At 68.2% G+C, this 19,037-nt stretch carries 17 protein-coding genes and 1 pseudogene; 3 read left to right on the top strand and 15 right to left on the bottom strand.

Annotated elements, in window-relative coordinates; genetic code table 11:
• Positions 1–77 precede the first annotated feature (77 nt).
• The gene (locus tag LYSHEL_RS15375) at positions 78–968 is read left to right on the top strand and encodes a DnaJ C-terminal domain-containing protein (protein ID WP_213434919.1); all 891 of its coding nucleotides are present in this window, start codon (positions 78–80) and stop codon (positions 966–968) included.
• A 4-nt stretch (positions 969–972) separates the two neighbouring features.
• Here LYSHEL_RS15375 and pilH read toward each other — a convergent pair whose 3' ends face one another.
• From pilH to purB, 11 genes are all read right to left on the bottom strand, one after another.
• A complete protein-coding gene (gene pilH, locus LYSHEL_RS15370) occupies positions 973–1,368 on the bottom strand; it encodes a response regulator (RefSeq protein ID WP_213434918.1) in 396 nt (131 codons plus the stop codon).
• Between the two features lie 73 nt (positions 1,369–1,441).
• Positions 1,442–2,449, bottom strand: a complete 1,008-nt coding sequence (locus tag LYSHEL_RS15365) for a YhdH/YhfP family quinone oxidoreductase (RefSeq protein ID WP_213434917.1) — start codon at positions 2,447–2,449, stop codon at positions 1,442–1,444.
• Positions 2,449–3,042 carry an LOG family protein gene (locus tag LYSHEL_RS15360; RefSeq protein ID WP_213434916.1) on the bottom strand — a complete coding sequence of 198 codons (594 nt, stop codon included), beginning with the start codon at positions 3,040–3,042 and terminating at the stop codon, positions 2,449–2,451. Before LYSHEL_RS15360 ends, LYSHEL_RS15365 begins: the two co-directional genes overlap by 1 nt.
• A complete protein-coding gene (locus LYSHEL_RS15355; protein WP_213434915.1) occupies positions 3,042–3,902 on the bottom strand; it encodes a class I SAM-dependent methyltransferase in 861 nt (286 codons plus the stop codon). The genes LYSHEL_RS15360 and LYSHEL_RS15355 overlap by 1 nt, the downstream gene beginning before the upstream one ends.
• A gap of 23 nt (positions 3,903–3,925) precedes the next feature.
• On the bottom strand, positions 3,926–5,365 hold the full coding sequence (gene lpdA, locus LYSHEL_RS15350) for a dihydrolipoyl dehydrogenase (protein ID WP_213434914.1): 1,440 nt from the start codon (positions 5,363–5,365) through the stop codon (positions 3,926–3,928).
• 5 nt (positions 5,366–5,370) lie between these two features.
• Positions 5,371–6,591, bottom strand: coding sequence for a dihydrolipoyllysine-residue succinyltransferase (gene sucB, locus LYSHEL_RS15345; RefSeq protein ID WP_213434913.1), 1,221 nt, complete (start codon positions 6,589–6,591; stop codon positions 5,371–5,373).
• Positions 6,592–6,636: 45 nt separating this feature from the next.
• Complete coding sequence (locus tag LYSHEL_RS15340; RefSeq protein WP_244858764.1) at positions 6,637–9,492, bottom strand: 2-oxoglutarate dehydrogenase E1 component; 2,856 nt, start codon at positions 9,490–9,492, stop codon at positions 6,637–6,639.
• 133 nt (positions 9,493–9,625) lie between these two features.
• A complete protein-coding gene (locus tag LYSHEL_RS15335) occupies positions 9,626–10,540 on the bottom strand; it encodes a GNAT family N-acetyltransferase (protein ID WP_213434911.1) in 915 nt (304 codons plus the stop codon).
• A complete protein-coding gene (locus LYSHEL_RS15330) occupies positions 10,537–11,751 on the bottom strand; it encodes a cupin domain-containing protein (RefSeq protein WP_213434910.1) in 1,215 nt (404 codons plus the stop codon). The genes LYSHEL_RS15335 and LYSHEL_RS15330 overlap by 4 nt, the downstream gene beginning before the upstream one ends.
• Positions 11,748–12,146, bottom strand: coding sequence for a VOC family protein (locus tag LYSHEL_RS15325; RefSeq protein WP_213434909.1), 399 nt, complete (start codon positions 12,144–12,146; stop codon positions 11,748–11,750). The genes LYSHEL_RS15330 and LYSHEL_RS15325 overlap by 4 nt, the downstream gene beginning before the upstream one ends.
• A gap of 13 nt (positions 12,147–12,159) precedes the next feature.
• Positions 12,160–13,527, bottom strand: a complete 1,368-nt coding sequence (purB, locus tag LYSHEL_RS15320) for an adenylosuccinate lyase (protein WP_213434908.1) — start codon at positions 13,525–13,527, stop codon at positions 12,160–12,162.
• Positions 13,528–13,612: 85 nt separating this feature from the next.
• Here purB and LYSHEL_RS15315 point away from each other — a divergent pair, with 85 nt between their 5' ends.
• Positions 13,613–15,043: a class II fumarate hydratase gene (locus LYSHEL_RS15315; RefSeq protein ID WP_213434907.1), complete on the top strand. Its 1,431-nt coding sequence runs from the start codon at positions 13,613–13,615 to the stop codon at positions 15,041–15,043.
• Between the two features lie 603 nt (positions 15,044–15,646).
• Here LYSHEL_RS15315 and LYSHEL_RS16190 read toward each other — a convergent pair.
• The 4 genes and pseudogenes from LYSHEL_RS16190 to LYSHEL_RS15295 form a co-directional block, all read right to left on the bottom strand.
• A pseudogene (locus tag LYSHEL_RS16190) lies at positions 15,647–15,888 on the bottom strand (ABC transporter permease); the annotation flags it as partial.
• A gap of 268 nt (positions 15,889–16,156) precedes the next feature.
• Entirely contained in the window at positions 16,157–17,044 is an 888-nt protein-coding gene (locus tag LYSHEL_RS15305) for an ABC transporter ATP-binding protein (protein WP_213434906.1), read from the bottom strand.
• On the bottom strand, positions 17,041–17,415 hold the full coding sequence (locus LYSHEL_RS15300; protein WP_213434905.1) for a GntR family transcriptional regulator: 375 nt from the start codon (positions 17,413–17,415) through the stop codon (positions 17,041–17,043). Before LYSHEL_RS15300 ends, LYSHEL_RS15305 begins: the two co-directional genes overlap by 4 nt.
• A 3-nt stretch (positions 17,416–17,418) precedes the next feature.
• A complete protein-coding gene (locus LYSHEL_RS15295) occupies positions 17,419–17,760 on the bottom strand; it encodes a hypothetical protein (RefSeq protein WP_213434904.1) in 342 nt (113 codons plus the stop codon).
• Between the two features lie 254 nt (positions 17,761–18,014).
• Between LYSHEL_RS15295 and LYSHEL_RS15290 the strand changes: the two genes are divergently transcribed.
• Positions 18,015–18,971 (top strand): FKBP-type peptidyl-prolyl cis-trans isomerase N-terminal domain-containing protein, encoded by a 957-nt coding sequence (locus LYSHEL_RS15290; protein WP_213434903.1) that lies wholly within the window; start codon positions 18,015–18,017, stop codon positions 18,969–18,971.
• Positions 18,972–19,037 lie beyond the last annotated feature (66 nt).

Genomic DNA, 19,037 nt, shown 5'->3' with positions numbered 1-19,037 from the left:
GATCCTCGAAACGGGGGGAAGGGCGGCAGTGTAGGCGATGACCTGTCGTCGACGCGCGGGTGCGCTACCCTCCGCCGATGCAATTCAAGGACTACTACCAGACCCTCGGCGTCGAGCCGGGCGCGGGCGACGCGGAGATCAAGACCGCGTACCGCAGGCTCGCGCGCAAGTACCACCCGGACGTCAGCAAGGAGGCCGGGGCCGAGGACAAGTTCAAGGCCGTCAACGAAGCTTACGAGGCGCTGCGCGATCCGCAGAAGCGCGCCGCGTACGACCAGTTGCGCGCGCGCGGCTACCGGCCGGGCGACGACGTGCAGCCGCCGCCCGGCGGATTCGGTGGCGGGCCGGGCGGGGATTTCGATTTCGACGAAATCTTCGCCGGCGGCGGCGCGGGCGGGGGCTTCAGCGATTTCTTCGAATCGTTGTTCGGCCGCCAGCGCGGTGGCAACGGCGGCGGCGCGCGACCGCAAACGCGCGGCGACACGCGCGCGAAACTCGCGGTGCCGCTGGAAGCGGTGTACGAAGGCGGTTCGATCCGCATCGGCGTCAACGGCCGCACGCTCGACATCCGCGTGCCGAAGGGCGTGCGCCCCGGCCAGGTGATCCGCCTGGCGAAGCAGGGCAACCACGGCGGCGACTTGCTGCTCGAGGTCGAATACGCCGCGCATCCGCGGTTCGAAGTCGACGGCCGCAACATCATCTTCGTGCAGGGCATCGCACCCTGGGAAGCCGCGCTCGGTGCGACGGTGAGCGTGCCGACGCTGGGCGGTTCGGTGGAACTGAAGATCCCGAAGAATTCGGAAGCGGGCCGCAAGCTGCGGCTACGCGGACGTGGCCTGCCGGGCGACCCCGCCGGCGACCAGATCGTGGAACTGGAAGTGCTCGCGCCGAAGTCGCACACGGATGCGCAGCGCGAGGCGTACGAAAACCTGCGGGATGCCTTCGGCGACGACTGGCGCCGCAGCTGAGGCCTTACTCTTCCGAAGCAGGCGCCGCCGGCGCATCGCCGCCCAGCATCTGCTGGATCATGTCGGCGAGTTCGGATTCGCTGAAGGGCTTGGTGATGTAGGCCTTCGCGCCCTGGCGCATGCCCCACACGCGATCGGTGTCCTGGTCCTTCGTCGTCACCAGCACGATCGGGATGTGCTTGGTGGTCGCCTCGCGCGTGATCGAACGCGTGGCCTGGAACCCGTTGAGGTTCGGCATCACCACGTCCATCAGGATGAGGTCGGGGATTTCGCGCTTGGCCGCTTCCACGCCCGCGGCGCCGTCCTCGGCGGTGAGGGCCTCGTGGCCGAGTTTCTCGACGATGCGGCGGATGCCCATCAGCTGGGAGGGCGAATCGTCGACGATCAGGATGCGTGCCATGGGGGTCCCCGGGAATCTCGCCGCATTCTAACGGGGCGGCCGGTGGCCGCAAGCGCGGCGCGGTGGAATTCGATTACAGCGCCTCGCCAGCGATGGTGACCAGGGTGCGCCCGAAGGACCCGCCGGCCAGCATGGTGGCGAAAACGTCGGGCAAATCCGCCATCGACATCGTGCGCGTGCAGATGCGATCCAGGTGCGCGGGCTTCCAGTCCGAGGCCAGGTGCTGCCAGACGCGGTCGCGGATGTCGCGCGCGGTGCCGGCCGAGGCGACGCCCAGCAGCGACACGCCGCGGATGATGAAAGGCATGACGGTGGTCGGCAGCGAAGGCGAGGCGGCCAGGCCCGCGGTGGCGACGTTGCCGTAGGGCGCGGTCTGCGCGAGCAACGCGGCGAGCATCGGGCCGCCGACGTTGTCGAGGCCGCCGCCGAAGCGCGCGGTGTCCATCGGACGCGTGGTGGACAACGCATCGCGGCCGAGGATGTCGCGTGCGCCGAGTTCGCGCAGGTAATCGGCGGCGTCGGCCTTGCCGCTGATCGCATGCACTTCGAAGCCGGCGCGCGTGAAGATGTCGATGGCGAGCGAACCGACGCCGCCGGTCGCGCCGGTGACGGCGAGCGGACCGAGCTCGGGTGTCTGCCGGTTCTCCACCATGCGCAGCAACGCGAGCGCCGCGGTGAAGCCCGCGGTGCCGAGGATCATCGACTCGCGCAGCGACAAGCCGGCGGGCAACGGGATCGTCCACTGCGCGGGCAGGCGCACGTACTCGGAATACCCGCCGTCGCGCGTTTCGCTCAGGCCGCTGCCGGTGGCGAGGACCGCGTCGCCTTCCTTGAAGCGCGCATCGGTGGAGGCGACGACGTGCCCCGCGACATCGATGCCGCCCACGAGCGGCGCCTTGCGCAGGATCTTCCCCTGGCCGGTGCCGGCGAGCGCGTCCTTGAAGTTGACCGACGAGTACGCGGCGCGGATGACGACCTCGCCGGGCGCGAGATCGTCGAGCGCGATCGCTTCGATGCCGCTGCGATAGCCGGCGGCGTCGTCGTGGATGCGGAAAGCGTTGAACGTTGCGGGCACCGACATCAGCGAAGATCCTTGCGACGTTTTCCATCCAGCCATTTGTCCGCATGCGCGGGCTCGTAGTCGCGCAACCACGCGAGCAACGCATCGATGTCCTCGCCGTGCCACAGGTCGCGGCGCTGGTCGGCGTGCAGGAAACGTTCGTCCACCATGCGGTCCATCATCGCCACCAGCGGGGCATAGAAGCCTTCGGTGTCGAGGAACGCGCAGGGTTTGTCGCCGAGGCCGAGCTGGCGCCAGGTGAGCATCTCGAACATTTCGTCCAGCGTGCCGAAGCCGCCGGGCAGGGCGACGAAGGCGTCGCTGAGGTCGAACATGCGCGCCTTGCGCTCGTGCATGTTGGCGACGACCTGCAGTTCGGTCAGGCCGGTGTGCGCGACTTCCCAGCCGACGAGCTGTTCCGGGATCACGCCGATCACCTTGCCGCCGGCGTCCAGCGCCGCGTCGGCGACGATGCCCATCAGGCCGACGTTGCCGCCGCCGTAGACGAGGTCGAGGCCTTCGCGCGCCAGGCGCGTGCCGAGCTGCGCGGCACGTTGCGCATACGCGGGACGCGCGCCGGCGTTGGAGCCGCAGTACACGCACACGCGCTGCATCACGTCGCCTCCAGCAGTGCGACGCCCGACATGCGCAGTTGCGCTTCGCGCTGCTTGCGCGGCGAGATGTTCACGAGGAAATTCCAGAAAGTCGCGCCGCGCGGTTTGCGATTCAGCCGCATCGCGTCGGTCCACGTGGAATGGAATTCGGCTTCGCGCCAGCCGTGCGGCGCGAACCACGCGGTGCCTTCCTCGGGGCCGAACCGGAACGGCGCGTTGCCGTCCTTCAGCGTCGGCGACCAGCGCTTCTCGAGCAGTTTCAGCAAACGCGGCGTGGCGAGGTCCGCCATCCACCAGCGGGCCTGCGCGACGTCGTGCAGGTCGCGCGCGAGCGCTGCGACGTCGTCGGCTTCCAGGTAGATCAGCAGGCCTTCGGTGATCGCGAAGACCGGGCCGTGTTCGGCCGCGCGCGCGAACACCTCGCGGCGCGCCTGCGGATCGCGCAGGTCGGCGGCGATGGATTGCAGCTGGCAGCGCGGCGTTTCGCCGGCCATCGCGTCGCGGAAGTAGTCGACCATCTCCGGCATGTCCACGTGCAGCCAGCGCAGCGAGACGGGCAGGTCGAGGCGATAGGGCCGCGCGTCGAGGCCGGCGGCGAGGTTGAGCACGGTGCCGACATTCCCCGCGCGCACGATGCGCAGCAGGATCTCGTCCATGGTGACGGTGCGGACGACGAGCGGCCAGCTGGTCTGCGCGCCGTCGGGCAACGCGGCGACGATCGCCGGCCCGCGCGCGCCGGCGAGCCGGCGGGCGTAGGGATCGTTGAACAAGGCGTCGGGACGTTCCGACTCCAGGGCGCGATACGTCGCGACCCAGAGCGCGGTGTCTGAAACGTTGCGGATCGGGTTCGCGTTATCCATGACGTCCCCCGGAAAGGCGAACGTCAGTTCGCCTTGTGGATGGCGCGCTTTGCCACGGCCATTGCGGCGTCGTGCACCGCTTCCGACAACGTCGGATGCGCGTGGCAGATGCGCGCCAGGTCATCGGCCGAGCCGCTGAACTCCATCGCGAGCACGCCTTCGTGCACGAGCTCGGAGACGTTCACGCCGACGAGATGCATGCCGAGGATGCGATCGGTTTCCGCGTGCGCGAGGATCTTCACGAAACCCGCGGGCTCCGCCATCGCGACGGCGCGGCCCAGCGCGGCGAACGGGAAGCTGCCCGCCTTGTACGGGATGCCTTCGTCGGTGAGCTGCTTCTCGGTCTTGCCGACCCACGCGATTTCCGGCTCGGTGTAGATGACCCACGGGATCGTGTCGAGGTTGACGTGGCCCGGCAGGCCCGCGATCAGCTCGGCCACCGCGACGCCTTCCTCGAAGCCCTTGTGCGCGAGCATCGGGCCGCGCACGCAGTCGCCCACGGCCCACACGCCGTCGACGCCGGTGTGGCAGTGCTCGTCCACTTCCACCATGCCGCGCGCATCCAGCTTCACGCCGGTGCCGTCGGCCAGCAGCCCCTTCGTCGCGGCGCGACGGCCGACCGACACGAGCAGCTTGTCGACGACGATCGTCTGCTCGCCCTTCGCATCGGCGTAGGTGACGTGGACTTCGCTGCTCTTATTAGGCAATACCTTCACTTCGGCCTTCGACACCTTCGCGCCGAGGCGGATGTCGAGGCCCTGCTTCTTGAATTCGCGCGCGGCGGTCTTCGCCACTTCCGCGTCGGCGGCGGCGAGGAAATCCGGCAACGCTTCGAGGATCACGACCTCGGAACCCAGGCGCTTCCACACGCTGCCCAGTTCCAGGCCGATCACGCCGGCGCCGATCACGCCCATGCGCTTGGGCACTTCGGTGAAGTCGAGCGCGCCGACGTTGTCGACGATCGTCTTGCCGTCGAACTTCGCGAACGGCAGTTCGATGGAATCCGAACCGGCGGCGATGATGACGTTGGCGGCCTTGAGCTCCACCGTGGTGCCGTCGTGCTGCTTCACCGACACCACGTTGCCCGGCTGCAGCTGGCCGAAGCCGTAGTACGGCGTGACCTTGTTCGCCTTGAACAGCATCGCGATGCCGCCGGTGAACTGCTTCACGATCTTGTCCTTGCGGCCGATCATCGTGCCGATGTCGATCGCGGGCTCCTTCGCGGAGATGCCGTGTTCGCCGAACAGGTGCTGCAGGTTCCAGAACTGGCGCGAGCTGTCGAGCAGCGCCTTGGACGGGATGCAGCCCACGCGCAGGCACGTGCCGCCGAGGGCGGGCTTGCCGTCCTTGCCGAGCGCGGCGTCGATGCACGCGGTCTTCAGGCCCAGCTGCGCTGCGCGGATGGCGGCGTGGTAACCGGCGGGGCCGGCCCCGATGACGATGACGTCGAACTGATCAGCCATGTTGGTTACATCCCCAGCAGCATGCGGTGCGGATTTTCGAGTTGGTTCTTGATGTCGACCAGGAACAGCACCGCGTCCTTGCCGTCGATGATGCGGTGGTCGTAGCTCAGCGCGATGTACATCATCGGCGCGGCGACCACCTGGCCGTTCTCGACGATCGCGCGGTCCTTGATGGCGTGCATGCCGAGGATCGCGCTCTGCGGCGGGTTGACGATCGGCGTGGACATCAGCGAACCGAACGTGCCGCCGTTGGTGATGGTGAACGTGCCGCCCTGCAGGTCTTCGAGCTTCAGGCCGCCTTCGCGCGCCGCCTTGGCGTATGCCGCGATGCCCGCTTCGATTTCCGCGAAGCTCATGCGCTCCACGTTGCGCAGCACCGGCGTGACCAGGCCCTTGTCGGTGGAAACCGCGACCGAGATGTCGGCGTAGCCGTGGTAGATCACGTCGTTGCCGTCGACCGAGGCGTTGACCGCCGGGTGGCGCGCGAGCGCATTGGCGGCGGCCTTGGCGAAGAAGCTCATGAAACCGAGCTTGATGCCGTTGGCCTTCTCGAAGGATTCGCCCAGGTCCTTGCGCATCTGCATGACCTTGGACAGGTTGACCTCGTTGAACGAAGTCAGCATCGCGATGGAGTTCTTGGACTGCATCAGGCGTTCGGCGATGCGCGCGCGCATGCGCGTCATCGGCACGCGCTGTTCGGGGCGCGCGGATGCGGCGACGGTGCCGCCCGACTTGGCGTAGTTGACGAGGTCTTCCTTCGTCACCGCGCCGCGGCGGCCGGTGCCTTCGACCTGCGATGCGTCGATGCCTTCCTTCTCGGCGGTGAAGCGCGCGCCCGGGGGCAGCGACGACGACGCGGCGGCGGCGGGGGCCGCGGCCTTCGCCGGCGCGGCGGCCGGGGCTGCAGCCTTCGCGGGGGCTTCCGCCTTCGCGGGGGCAGCGGCGGCGGGCGCGTCGGCCTTTGCGGCCGGAGCAGCCGCGGCGACGGCCCCTTCCTCGATCACCGCGATCACCTGCGCGCTCGTCACCGTGGCGCCGGCTTCGAACTTGATTTCTTTCAGCACGCCGTCGACGGGCGAGGGCACTTCAAGGACGACCTTGTCGGTTTCCAGGTCCAGCAGGTTCTCGTCGCGCTTGACCGCGTCGCCGGCTTTCTTGTGCCACGTCGCGATGGTCGCGTCGGACACGGATTCGGGAAGGACCGGAACTTTGACTTCGATGGCCATGGTTAGCGTCCTGGCTGGATTGCGAAATGGGAAATGTGGTGGTTCTTATTCGACGCAAGTGTCGCCGTTGAGCGGATTGACCAGCGCGTCGGCGACGAGCTGCGTCTGTTCCGCCACGTGTTCGGCAAGATGCCCGGCGGCGGGCGAGGGCGACCGCACGCGGCCTGCATAGCTGAGCGTCTGCTTGGGTTGCAGGCAGGCGCGCAGGTGGTGCTGGATCTGGTACCACGCGCCCTGGTTCTGCGGTTCTTCCTGGCACCACACCACTTCGGTGGCGGCGCCGAAGCGCTGCAGTTCGGCGGTGAGCTCCGGGCGCGGGAAGGGATACAGCTGTTCGACGCGCACGATGGCGACGTCGGCGAGGTTGCGCTTGGTCGCTTCCTCGAGCAGGTCGTAATAAACCTTGCCGCCGCACACCACGACGCGCTTGACCTTCTTCACGTCGGCGGCCTTGGTGCCGACGTTGCTGGCGGGGATCAGCGTCTGGAAGCTGCCCTTGGCCAGTTCGTCGAGCGAGGACACCGCGAGCTTGTGGCGCAGCAACGACTTGGGCGTCATCACCACCAGCGGCTTGCGCGTGGCCATGCGCTGCTGGCGACGGATCATGTGGAAGGCCTGCGCCGGCGTGGTGGGCGTGCAGACCAGCATGTTGTCGAGCGCGCACAACTGGAGGAAACGTTCGAGGCGCGCGGAGCTGTGCTCCGGGCCCTGGCCTTCGTAGCCGTGCGGCAGGAACAGCGCGAGCCCGCACAGGCGGCCCCACTTGGCTTCGCCCGACGAGAGGAACTGGTCGATCACCACCTGCGCGCCGTTGGCGAAATCGCCGAACTGCGCTTCCCAGATGTCGAGCGTCATGGGATCGGCGGTGGCGTAGCCGTATTCGAACGCCATGACCGCTTCTTCGCTGAGCAGCGAATCGATGATCGCGACGTCCTGCTTTTCCTGCACCAGTTCGCGCAGCGGCAGGTAGTAGGCATCGGTGTTCTGGTCGTGCAGGATCGCGTGGCGGTGGAAGAACGTGCCGCGCCCGCAGTCCTGGCCGACCAGGCGCAGCTTGAAGCCTTCCTTCAGCAACGTCGCGTACGCGAGGTTTTCCGCGAAGCCCCAGTCGCTCGGCAGTTCGCCCGTCGTCATCTTGCGGCGGTCGTCGTAGATCTTCGCCACGCGCGGATGCAGCTTCACGGTGTCGGGGATCGTGTTGATGCTGGTGGCGAGCGCGTCGAGCGTCTTGCGGTCCACCGTGGTGTCGGTCTTGTCGGACAACTTGCCCGACACCCAGCGCGACCAGTCGACGGTGAACTCGTCGCCCTTCACCTGGACCACTTCGGTCGTGACTTCGCCCGCGTCGAGCTTGGCGCGGTAGGCATCCACCAGCGCCTGCGACTGCGCGGCGGGAATGGCGCCGGTGGCGTCCAGCTGCGCGGCGTAGAGCTCGCGCGTGGTCTTCATCGCGCGGATCTTCTGGTACATCAGCGGCTGCGTCGCGGCCGGTTCGTCGGCTTCGTTGTGGCCGTGGCGGCGATAGCAGACGAGGTCGATCACCACGTCCTTCGCGAAGCGCTGGCGGAAGTCGTAGGCGACTTCGGCGCAGAACGCGACGGCTTCCGGATCATCGCCGTTCACGTGCAGCACCGGCGCGCCGACCATCTTGGCGACATCGGTGCAGTACAGCGTGGAGCGCGCGTCTTCGGCGGCGCTGGTGGTGAAGCCGACCTGGTTGTTGATCACGATGTGCAGCGTGCCGCCGACGTTGAAGCCGCGCGCCTGCGACATCTGGAACAGTTCCATCACCACGCCCTGGCCCGCGAACGCGGCGTCGCCATGCATGATGATCGGCAGCACCGTCTTGCGCGTCTTGTCCGCACGGCGCATCTGGCGCGAGCGCACGGAACCCACGACCACCGGATCCACGATCTCCAGGTGCGACGGGTTGAACGCGAGCGCCAGGTGCACGGGGCCGCCCGCGGTGGCCACGTCGGCCGAGAAGCCCATGTGGTACTTCACGTCGCCCATGTGGGCCAGGTCGTCGTCGTGGTGTTCGAACTTGCCTTCGAACTCGTCGAACAGCTTGCGCGGCGGCTTGCCGAGCGTGTTGACCAGCACGTTGAGGCGGCCGCGATGGGCCATGCCGAGCACGACTTCCTTGACGCCGGCTTCGCCGCCGCGGCGGATCAGCACGTCGAGCATCGGGATCAGCGAATCGCCGCCTTCCAGCGAGAAGCGCTTCTGGCCGACGTACTTGGTATGGAGGTAGCGCTCCAGGCCTTCGGCGGCGGTGAGGCGTTCCAGGATGCGGGCCTTGGCGGCGGCATCGCGGCCGTAGTTGCCACCGGCGGTTTCCAGGCGTTCCTGCATCCAGCGACGTTGTTCCACGTCGGTGATGTGCATGAACTCGGCGCCGATGCTGCCGGTGTAGGTCTTCTGCAGCACGGCCACGAGGTCGCGCAGCTTCATGTGGTGCTGGCCGGCCACGCCGCCGGTGGAGAAGTCGGCGTCGAGGTCGGATTCGGACAGGTGGTGGAAGCCCAGCGCCAGGTCCGGCGCCTCGGGCTTGGTGGCCATGCCCAGCGGATCGAGGTTGGCGGCCAGGTGCCCGCGCGAGCGGTAGGCGGTGATCAGCTTGCCGACCGAGCGTTCGCGGGGATCGCCCGCGCCGCCGGTGGCCGGGGCGGCGTCCAGCAGGCCGCGCGCGGCGCGGCGGCCGGCATCGGCCACCTGGTCCATGACCACGCTGTGCGGGATGTCCCCGGCTTCGCGGCCCTTGAACCCGTCGAAATAGGTCTTGAGCTTGGGATCGACGCTGTCGGGATCGACGAGGTATTGCTCGTACAGGTCCTCGAGATAGGCGGCGTTGGCGCCGAGCTGGGAGGACTGGGCAAACTGCTTCAGGAGACTGTCCACGATGGGGGCGGGAAGCTCTTCGAGGGGAATGGTGTCGCGCGCCCATGAATCGGGCACGAAAGGCCCGGAATTATAGACCCGTCCATCCTCGGAACACACCCGCGATGTGCAGCGAGCGTGGCGCGAACGCCCGTCAAATGCCCAGCACGCGGTATTCGGAGACCGTCCGCGCGCGTTCCCAGACCGCCATGAACGCCATGCGCAGCTGGCGGGCGCGCCCCGGTGCGTGCAGGTCGGCTTCGCCATCGAAGCGGTGGCCCAGCGTGCGGAAGTAGCAGCCGCCGGCGTCGTTGGCCAGGTACGCCGAGGGGTAGGCGCGGTCGACCGGATCGTCGACTTCGCGGAACAGGAAGATGCTCGGCAGGCGCTGCGCGAGCGCCAGCAGCGGGGCATGCGCGCGCTGCGGGGCGGCGGCGTCCTGCAGCAGGAAGTGCGCCTCCACGCCGCGGCCGCTGGTGCCGAAGCGGCGGAACGCATCCACCACGGCCGGGTGGTCGAACAGGCCCGGGTCGAGCTCGCGGGTGTAGATCCACAGGCCGCGGCGCGCGTTGTCGACCAGGGCGACGATGGTGGCGATGGCCGTTTCGCGGTCGTCGATGGCCTTCGGGCCCGCCAGCGAACGGCGCATCGACTGGTGCTCGATGCCGGCTTCCCAGAAGCGTTCGCCGTAAGGCTGGAAGCCGTGGCGCAGGTAGAAGTCGATGGCCGAGACCTGCGCATGCAGCGACACCTCGCGCCAGCCGCGCTGGTGCGCCGCTTCGATCAGCGCCAGCAGCATCGCATCGCCCACGCCGTTGCCGCGCCAGTCGCGCAGCACGGCCATGCGGCCGATCTTGTGTTCCGGCGTGAGGCGGCCGGTGCCGATGGGCGTGCCGTCGAAGCTGCGGGCCAGCACGTGCACGCAGTCCGGATCCAGCGCGTCCCATTCCTCTTCGATCGGGACCTGCTGCTCCTGCACGAAGACGGTTTCGCGCACGGTGCGCAAGTCGGGCAGGGCGGGGGCGTAGTCGACCACGTCCACGCGGAAGGGTTGGGTGGCGTCGTTCATTCGTCCTCGTCGGCGAGCATCTGGTAGTGGCCTGCCTGCAACAACGCAAAGACTGCATCGCGTCCGGCCTGCGACAGCGTGGTGTACAGCGGGCCGTCGATGGCGTCCGTGGCGGCGAGGCGCTGCGCATCGCGCACGGAGAGCGCGAAGCCCAGGCCGCTGACGAACAGGCGCGCGCCCTTGCCGGCCCGGCGCCACGCGGCGCGCGAGAACGGATGGCGCTGCAGGCGGGCGCCCTGGCCCAGGTCCCATTCCAGTTCGATGCGCGACGGCACCGCGTCGGGCGGGGCCACTTCGCCGGCGGCGCGATAGAGCGTGGCGAAGCGCGCGAACCAGTCGCCGAGGCGATCGGGGTCGTTCATGCGCAATGCGTTCAACGCGGCGACCACGCGGTCCATCGCGGCGGCATCGATTTCGTTCGGGTCGGCCGGGACTTCGAGGTCGGGATCGGCGTAGCGCAGTGCGTCGTCCGCATCGGCTGCGAGCGTGTCGACGAAATCGCCGAGCAACTCCGCCGCCGACGGCGCACGCATGCCGATCGAGAATGTCAGGCAGGGATCCTCGGCGACGCCGTGGTGCGGCACGCCTGGCGGGAGGTAAAGCATGTCGCCGGGGCCGAGCACCCAGTCGTGCGTGGGATCGAAATCGCGCAGCAGCTTGATGTCGACGTCGTTGCGGAATTCCACCGACGGCGCGGCCTTGCCCATCGCCGCGGACGCATCGATCTGCCAGCGGCGATGGCCGTGCGCCTGCAGCAGGAACACGTCGTACTGGTCGACGTGCGCGCCGACGGAACCGCCCGTGGCCGCGAACGACACCATGACGTCGTCGATGCGCCAGCGCGGCAGGAACGAGAACGCAGGGAGCAGGGCTGCGACATCCGCATCCCACTTGTCGACGTCCTGCACCAGCAGCGTCCAGTCGTGGTCGCCGAGCTGCGGGAACAGCGTTTCCTCGAACGGGCCGTGGCGGACCATCCATTGGTTTTCCGCGCGATCGTGCGCGATGAGGCGCGAGAGCGCGGCCTCTTCGCAGGCGAGACCCGCGAGGTCTTCGGGTGCGATCGGGGAAACGAAATCGGGGAACGCGTTGCGGATCAGCAACGGGCGCTTCTGCCAGTAGTCGCGCAGGAACACCTCCGGCGTCATGCCGAGGAGCGGTGCGTGCGTGGCGTCGACTTCGAAAGGGAATTCGTGCTTGCGGGGCGTCATGTGGCGATCTCGTCGTAACCACGGCCGAGGAACTGCAGCAGGCACCACCCGTGTCCCCACGGATCGGCGAGCTGCACGATGCGGCCCCAGCCGGCTTCGCGCACGGCGCCTTCCTGCTCGGCGCCGGCGGCGATGGCGCGGATCAGCGCGGCGTCGAGATCCTCGACGACCACGTCGACATGCACCGGTGTCCAGTGGCGTGCGTAGTCGCGCGTCGACGTGCCTGCGCCCACCGTGTCGGCCTGCTTTCGCAGCAGGTAGACCGGGACGTCGCCGCCGAGCATCTCGAGTGCGTCGTGGCCGAAGGCGCGGCCGCGGCGCAGGCCGAACGCTTCGGCATAGAAGCGCTCCGCCAGTGCGAGCTCGGGGACATCGATGTTGACGAGGATGCGCATCGCGTCCGCGCCGTCAGATCGCGCGCGCGAGGCGTTCGGCGAGGCCGACGTAGGTGGCGGGCGTGAGCGCGGACAGGCGCTGGCGCGCGTCGTCGGGCAGGTCGAGCGAGGCGATGAACGTGCGCATCGAATCGGCCGTGATGCCCTGGCCGCGCGTGAGCGCCTTCAGTTGTTCGTACGGATTGGGCAAGCCGTGGCGGCGCATCACCGTCTGCACGGCTTCGGCCAGGACTTCCCACGCGGCGTCGAGGTCCGCGGCGAGGCGTTCGGGATTGGCGCTCAACTTGCCGAGGCCACGCTGCAGCGATTCGAACGCGATCACCGCATGGCCGAACGCGGTGCCGAGCGCGCGCAACACGGTGGAGTCGGTGAGATCGCGCTGCCAGCGGCTGATCGGCAGCTTGGCGGCGAAGTGTTCGAACAGCGCGTTGGCGATGCCGAAGTTGCCTTCGGCATTTTCGAAGTCGATCGGGTTGACCTTGTGCGGCATGGTCGAGCTGCCCACTTCGCCGGCCTTCACCGCCTGCTTGAAGTAGCCCTGCGAGATGTAGCCCCACAGGTCGCGGCACAAGTCGATGGCGATGGTGTCGATGCGCTTGAAGCAATCGCACAGTTCGGCGATGCCGTCGTGCGGTTCGATCTGCGTGGTGTAGGGCTGCCAGTCCAGGCCCAGGCTTTCGACGAAGCGCTCCGACAGCGCCGGCCAGTCGACGTCCGGGTACGCGCTGACGTGCGCGTTGTAGTTGCCCACCGCGCCGTTGATCTTGCCCGGCATCGGCAGCGCGACGAACACCGCGCGCTGGCGATCCAGGCGCGCGACCACGTTGGCGAGTTCCTTGCCGACGGTGGTGGGCGAAGCGGTCTGGCCATGCGTGCGCGAGAGCATCGGCAACGCAGCGTGCGTATGCGCCATGCCGCGCAGCGTGGCGATCGTGCGGTCGAGCATCGGCAGCAGCACTTCGCGGCGCGCCTGCGCCAGCATCAGTGCGTACGAGAGGTTGTTGATGTCTTCGCTGGTGCAGGCGAAATGGACGAACTCGAGCGCCGGGCCCAGTTCGGCGTCGTCGGCGAGCTTTTCCTTGATCAGGTACTCGACCGCCTTGACGTCGTGGTTGGTGGTGCGCTCGATTTCCTTCACGCGCGCGGCGTCGGCGACGGAGAACTGCGCGGCCAGCTGCTTCAGGCGGCCCCGGGCGTCGGTGGAGAAGGGCGGGAGTTCCGCGATGCCGGGGTGGTCGGCCAGCGCGAGGAGCCATTCGATCTCGACGACCACGCGGGCGCGGATGAGCCCGAACTCCGAGAAGATCGGCCGCAGCGCGTCGACCTTGCCGGCGTAGCGGCCGTCGAGCGGGGACAGGGCGAGCAGCGGGGTGTCGGTCATCGCGGGAGGCCGGGGACGGTCGAGGGAGCGCGCAAGTTTAAACGCATGCGGGCGTATCCTCCGGTCCTCACGCGAGGAGGCACCGATGGCGAAGCGATCCCCCCCGCGCTCGACCCAGTCCGGCGAGCGCATCGAACACGACAGCATGGGCGAACTGCGCGTCCCCGCCGAGGCGTTGTGGGGCGCGCAGACGCAGCGCGCGGTGCAGAACTTCCCGATCTCCGGCCGGCCCATGCCGCGCGGTTTCATCCGCGCGCTGGGGCTGGTGAAGGCCGCGGCGGCGGACGTCAACGCCGGCCTCGGCCTGTTGCCGAAGCGGCGCGCGGTCGCGATCCGCACCGCCGCGCTCAGCGTGGCCGGCGGTGCGCACGACGCGCACTTCCCGATCGATGTGTTCCAGACCGGTTCGGGCACCTCGAGCAACATGAACGCCAACGAGGTCATTGCCGCGCTCGCGTCGAAGACCGGGCAGAAGGTGCATCCCAACGACGACGTCAACCTGGGGCAGAGTTCCAACGACGTCATTCCCACGGCCATCCGCGTCTCCGCGCAGCTTGCCGTCGTCGAAGACCTGTTGCCCGCGTTGCTGCACCTGCAACGCACGATCGAACGCAAGGCACGCGGGCTGACGAAGGTCACCAAGACCGGCCGCACGCACCTGATGGATGCGATGCCGCTGACGTTCGCGCAGGAATTCGGCGCGTGGGCCGCGCAGCTCGACTCCGCGCGCGGGCGTTTCGAGGATGCCGGCAAGCGTTTGCGCCGGCTGCCCATCGGCGGCACCGCGATCGGCACGGGCATCAACGCCGATGCGCGCTTCGCGAAGAAGATGGCGCAAGCGCTGACGACGCTGGCGAAGACGCGCTTCGATGCGGCGCCGGACAAGTTCGAAGGCATCGCCTCGCAGGACGATGCGGTGGAACTGTCGGGCCAGCTCAATGCGCTCGCGGTCGCGCTGATGAAGATCGCCAACGACCTGCGCTGGATGAACGCCGGTCCGCTCGCGGGCCTGGGCGAAATCGAATTGCCGGCATTGCAGCCAGGCAGCTCGATCATGCCGGGCAAGGTGAATCCGGTGATCCCGGAAGCCACGTGCATGGTGTGCGCGCAGGTGATGGGCTACCACGCCACGATCACGGTGGCCGGTGCGTCCGGCAACTTCCAGCTCAACGTGATGCTGCCGCTGATCGCGGCGAACCTGCTCGACGGCATCGCGCTGCTTTCGCACGTGATGCGCCTGCTCGCCGATACCGCGATCGCGGGCCTGGTCGTGCGCCAGGACAAGGTCGCCGAAGCGCTCGCGCGCAATCCGATCCTGGTCACCGCGCTCAACCCGATCATCGGCTACGAGCGCGCGGCGGCGATCGCCAAGCGTGCGTACAAGGAAAAGCGCGCGGTGCTCGACGTGGCGCTGGAGATGAGCGGCCTGCCGGAAGCGAAGCTGCGCAAGCTGCTGGATCCCGAAGCCCTGACGAAGGGCGGCATCCGCGAAGGCGGTGGCGGCGGCGGCGGATAGCGAGGCAAAAAAAGCCCCGGCGTTTGAAGGCCGGGGCAGTGGGGGGTGTTACGCAGTGCTTGTGTGTTGCGGATCAGTTGTCGTCGCGCCAGCGGCGCAGGCGGATCGCACCGAAGATCATCGCGATGCCGATCGCCGCGCCGACCCACATCTGCGGCGTGGCAAACGTCGAGTACATGTGCTGGATCATCGAGAGCGCGTCGAAGTGATCCGGGGAAGCGACATTCAGGTTCTGCACCGTCATCCACGTGCCGGGGAAGACCGAACCCAGCGAGCGGAGCACCACGTTCTGCCAGAACCAGCCGGTGTCGAGGCTGAAGACATTCATCACGTCGAACCAGGCCACGAAGATGCCGGCGAACACGGGGATCATCACCGCCCACAGGAAGGGCTTGGAGCGCGCCCAGGCAGAGCAGAGCATCAGCCAGCCGACGGTCGGCAGCGCCCACATCGCGTAGACCGGGATTGCGGCGATCAGCAGCCCTGCGACCTGCAGCGCATGGCCCGCGCCCCAGTACATCGTGAGCGGGTTGAGGCCGTGCATCGGCATGACCAGGGTGACGACCAGGCCGAAGGCGAACATCGTCAGGACCGAGACGATCGTGGCGATCACCGGCGCGACGAGCAGCGCGCTCGCGGCCTTCGACAACACCGTGTCGCGATCCGACAGCGGCAGCGACTTCCAGAACAGCACGCTGCGATCCTTGCGCTCGTCGTACAGCGCGCCGAGGCAGTAGAAGAACACCACGAAGCCCAGGACGATGAAGGGCCACAGCGAGGAGACCAGCATCGAGGCGTCGACCGCCTTGCCCCAGTTCTCCAGGTCGCTCGGCGTCATCTTGTCGGTGAGCTGGCCGAAGTCGAGCCCGTTGATGCGGATGCCCTGGTCGGTGTACTTGGTGCCGTGCGCCAGTTCGCGGCGGGCGACGACTTCGCCGACCACGAGCGCCATCAGCGCGAGCACGACCGAGATGCCGCCGGCCCAGATCGGCGCCCAGAAGAACCCGCCCTTGTGCTCCCAGAACTCGCGGCGGAGCATCAGCTTGAACTTGTGGGTGGGATGGGGCGCGGCCACGGGGACGCGGCGCGGTTCGCCATCAAAGGTGGATGCGTTCATGCGTAGGTTCCCTTCATGGTGGCGACGAACAGGTCGGCCAGGCCCGGGGTGCGGGTTTCGCCGAGGTGCGACAGGCGATGCTTCTCGACGCCATCGAACAGCATCACGACCTTGCCGAACGGCAGGCTGCGTTCGTCGATCGGGCGCAGGCTGCGCGCTTCGTCGGCGCGGTCGGCGTTGACGAACACTTCGATGTAGCGCTCGCCCACGGCATCCATCGGCGCGGTGAGCACGATCTTGCCGTCGCGGATGAACATCACGTCGGTGAGGATGTGTTCGATCTCCTCCACCTGGTGCGTGGTGATCACGATCGTCTTGTCCTCGTCGAAGTAGTCCTCCAGCAGGCGCTGGTAGAACTGCTTGCGATACAGGATGTCCAGGCCGAGCGTGGGTTCGTCGAGCACGAGCAGCTTGGCGTCGATGGCCATCACCAGCGCCAGGTGCAGCTGCACGATCATGCCCTTGGACATCTCGCGCACTTTCATGTCCGGCTTGAGCTGGGTGTTGGCGAGGAAGCGTTCGCAACGGGCGCGGTCGAAGCGCGGATGCACGCCGGCCACGAACTCGATCGCTTCGCGCACGCGGATCCAGCGCGGCAGCACGGCGACGTCGGCGATGAAGCACACGTCGTTCATCAGCGCATCGCGTTCGGTGCGCGGGTCGCGGCCGAGGACGCGCAGGTCGCCTTCGAACGGGATCAGGCCGAGCATCGCCTTCAGCGCGGTGGTCTTGCCGGCGCCGTTGGGGCCGATCAGGCCGACGATGCGGCCGGCGGGGATCTCGAACGCCGTGTCGTCCAGCGCCAGCTTGTTCTTGTAGGCCTTGCGCAGGTTGCGCGCGCTGACGACCGAGGTCGCGGCGGCCTGGGTGGTGGTCGCGTTCATGCCTGGCCTCCGGCGGCGGCAGCGTTCTGCATCAGGCGATCGAGCGAAAGGCCCAGTCGCTGGATGCGTTCGAGCACGAGCGGCCACTCTTCCTTGAGGAAGCGATCGCGCTCGCTGCTGAGCAGTTTTTCCGAAGCCCCTTCCGTGACGTACATGCCGAGTCCCCTGCGTTTTTCGACGATGGCTTCGTCCGCGAGCTCCTGGTAGGCGCGCGAGACGGTGATGGGATTGAGCTGGTATTCGGCGGCCACCTGGCGCACCGAGGGCAGCGCGTCGCCGGGCTTGAGGATCCCGTCGAGCAACATGGCGACGACGCGATCCTTCAGCTGGCGGTAGATGGGAGCGCCGTCGCTCCATTCGATGGCAGTCATTGGTCAGCCTCGCGGTGCGAAGGAGAAGAAGGGCATCGCGACCGACTGGCGACCGCGCGAGGCGTGCTTGCGCGCCGGGGCCGGCGCGGGCGAAGTGGTGTCGATCGTGGCGCGCTGGTCGCTTTCGGCGAAGGCGGCGGCGATGACGGCCAGGGTGGCGGCTTCGGCGGCGGCGCCGACGATGCGTTCGATCTGGGCGTCGGTGGGCGCGCGGGTGGAGGCCGTCGCCGGCGCCAGGCTCGCGGCGTCCAGCGGCGCGACCGGCGCGGCGGCCATCAGGCTCAGGACGAGCAGCCCGGTGGTGGCGGCGAGCGCGGTGACCGTGTTGTGGAGCTTGCGGTTCATGGTGGGCGTCCTGCTCTGGGTGTTCGGTGTTGTAGGCAACTATAACACCACCATTCCCATCGTCAACAACCGGATGACCCAACTAAAGACATAGAAGGGAGGGGCCGGTTGGGCGGCAGCCGTGGCAGACTGCGGCGCTTTCACGGGCCCGCGTTCATGGGCGCGATTGCGGCCGCGCCGCGGGCGCCCCGACAATGCGCGGCTTGCCGACCCACACGTTTCCCCGGCTCATGTTTCCCCCAGGAGTGCATCGGATGAAGGTTTTCCTGCGCGGCGTCGCCGCGTTGCTCATGCTCGGCGCGCTCGCCGGCCCCGGTCTTGCCGCAGCGCAGGACAAAGCCACCCCGGACAAGGCCACGCTGGTCACCGAGCGCGACAAGATCGGCTACATGCTCGGCATGGACTGGGGCAATTCGCTGGCGCCGATCGCGCCGGACATCGACATGGCCGCGTTCGAACGCGCGGTGCGCAACGGCCTGGCCGGCGGCAAGATGCTGCTCGACGATGAAAAGGCGAAGCAGGTCGGACAGGCGCTGCTCGCGCGCATCACCGCGCGCAACGGCCAGCCCGCGGGCGCGACCAAGCCGCTGCCGGAAGTCTCGAAGGAAGACGTGGGCCTGCTCGTCGGCAGCGACGTCGGTCGTTCGCTCGCACCGTTCAAGGACGAATTCGACCTGCCCACGCTGCTGCAGGCCGTGCGCACCACGTTCGCGAAGGGCCACCTGCTGATGACGGACGCCGAAGCGCGCGTCGTCGGCGAAGCGTTCTCCAAGCGCGGGCAGGCGAAGATCGAAGCGCAGGCCACGGCCATCGCACAGGAAAACAAGGCCGCGGGCGCCGCGTTCCTCGAAAAGAACAAGGCGACGAAGGGCGTGTACGTCACCAAGTCGGGCCTGCAGTACATGGTGCTGCGCCAGGGCGCCGGTCCGCGTCCGAAGCCGTCCGACCGCGTGCGCGTCAACTATCGCGGCACGCTGCTCGACGGCACCGAGTTCGACAGTTCCTACGGCGGCCAGCCGGCGCAGTTCGCGCTGTCGCAGGTGATCCCGGGCTGGACCGAAGGCCTGTCGATGATGCCGGTGGGCGCGCAGTACCGTTTCTGGATCCCGGGCGAGCTCGCCTACGGGGAGAAGGGAACCCCGGGCGGCCCGATCGGTCCGAACGCCACCCTCGTGTTCGACGTCGAGCTGCTCGGCGTCGATGCGCAATGAGCCTCACGTTTGAATGATCCATCCGGCCCGGCCGCCAACCCGGGCTTCAGCCCCGCGCCGCTAGAG

The sequence above is a fragment of the Lysobacter helvus genome, assembly GCF_018406645.1.
GTDB classification, from domain to species: Bacteria; Pseudomonadota; Gammaproteobacteria; order Xanthomonadales; family Xanthomonadaceae; genus Noviluteimonas; species Noviluteimonas caseinilytica.
This window is presented reverse-complemented; position numbering and strand designations above follow the sequence as displayed.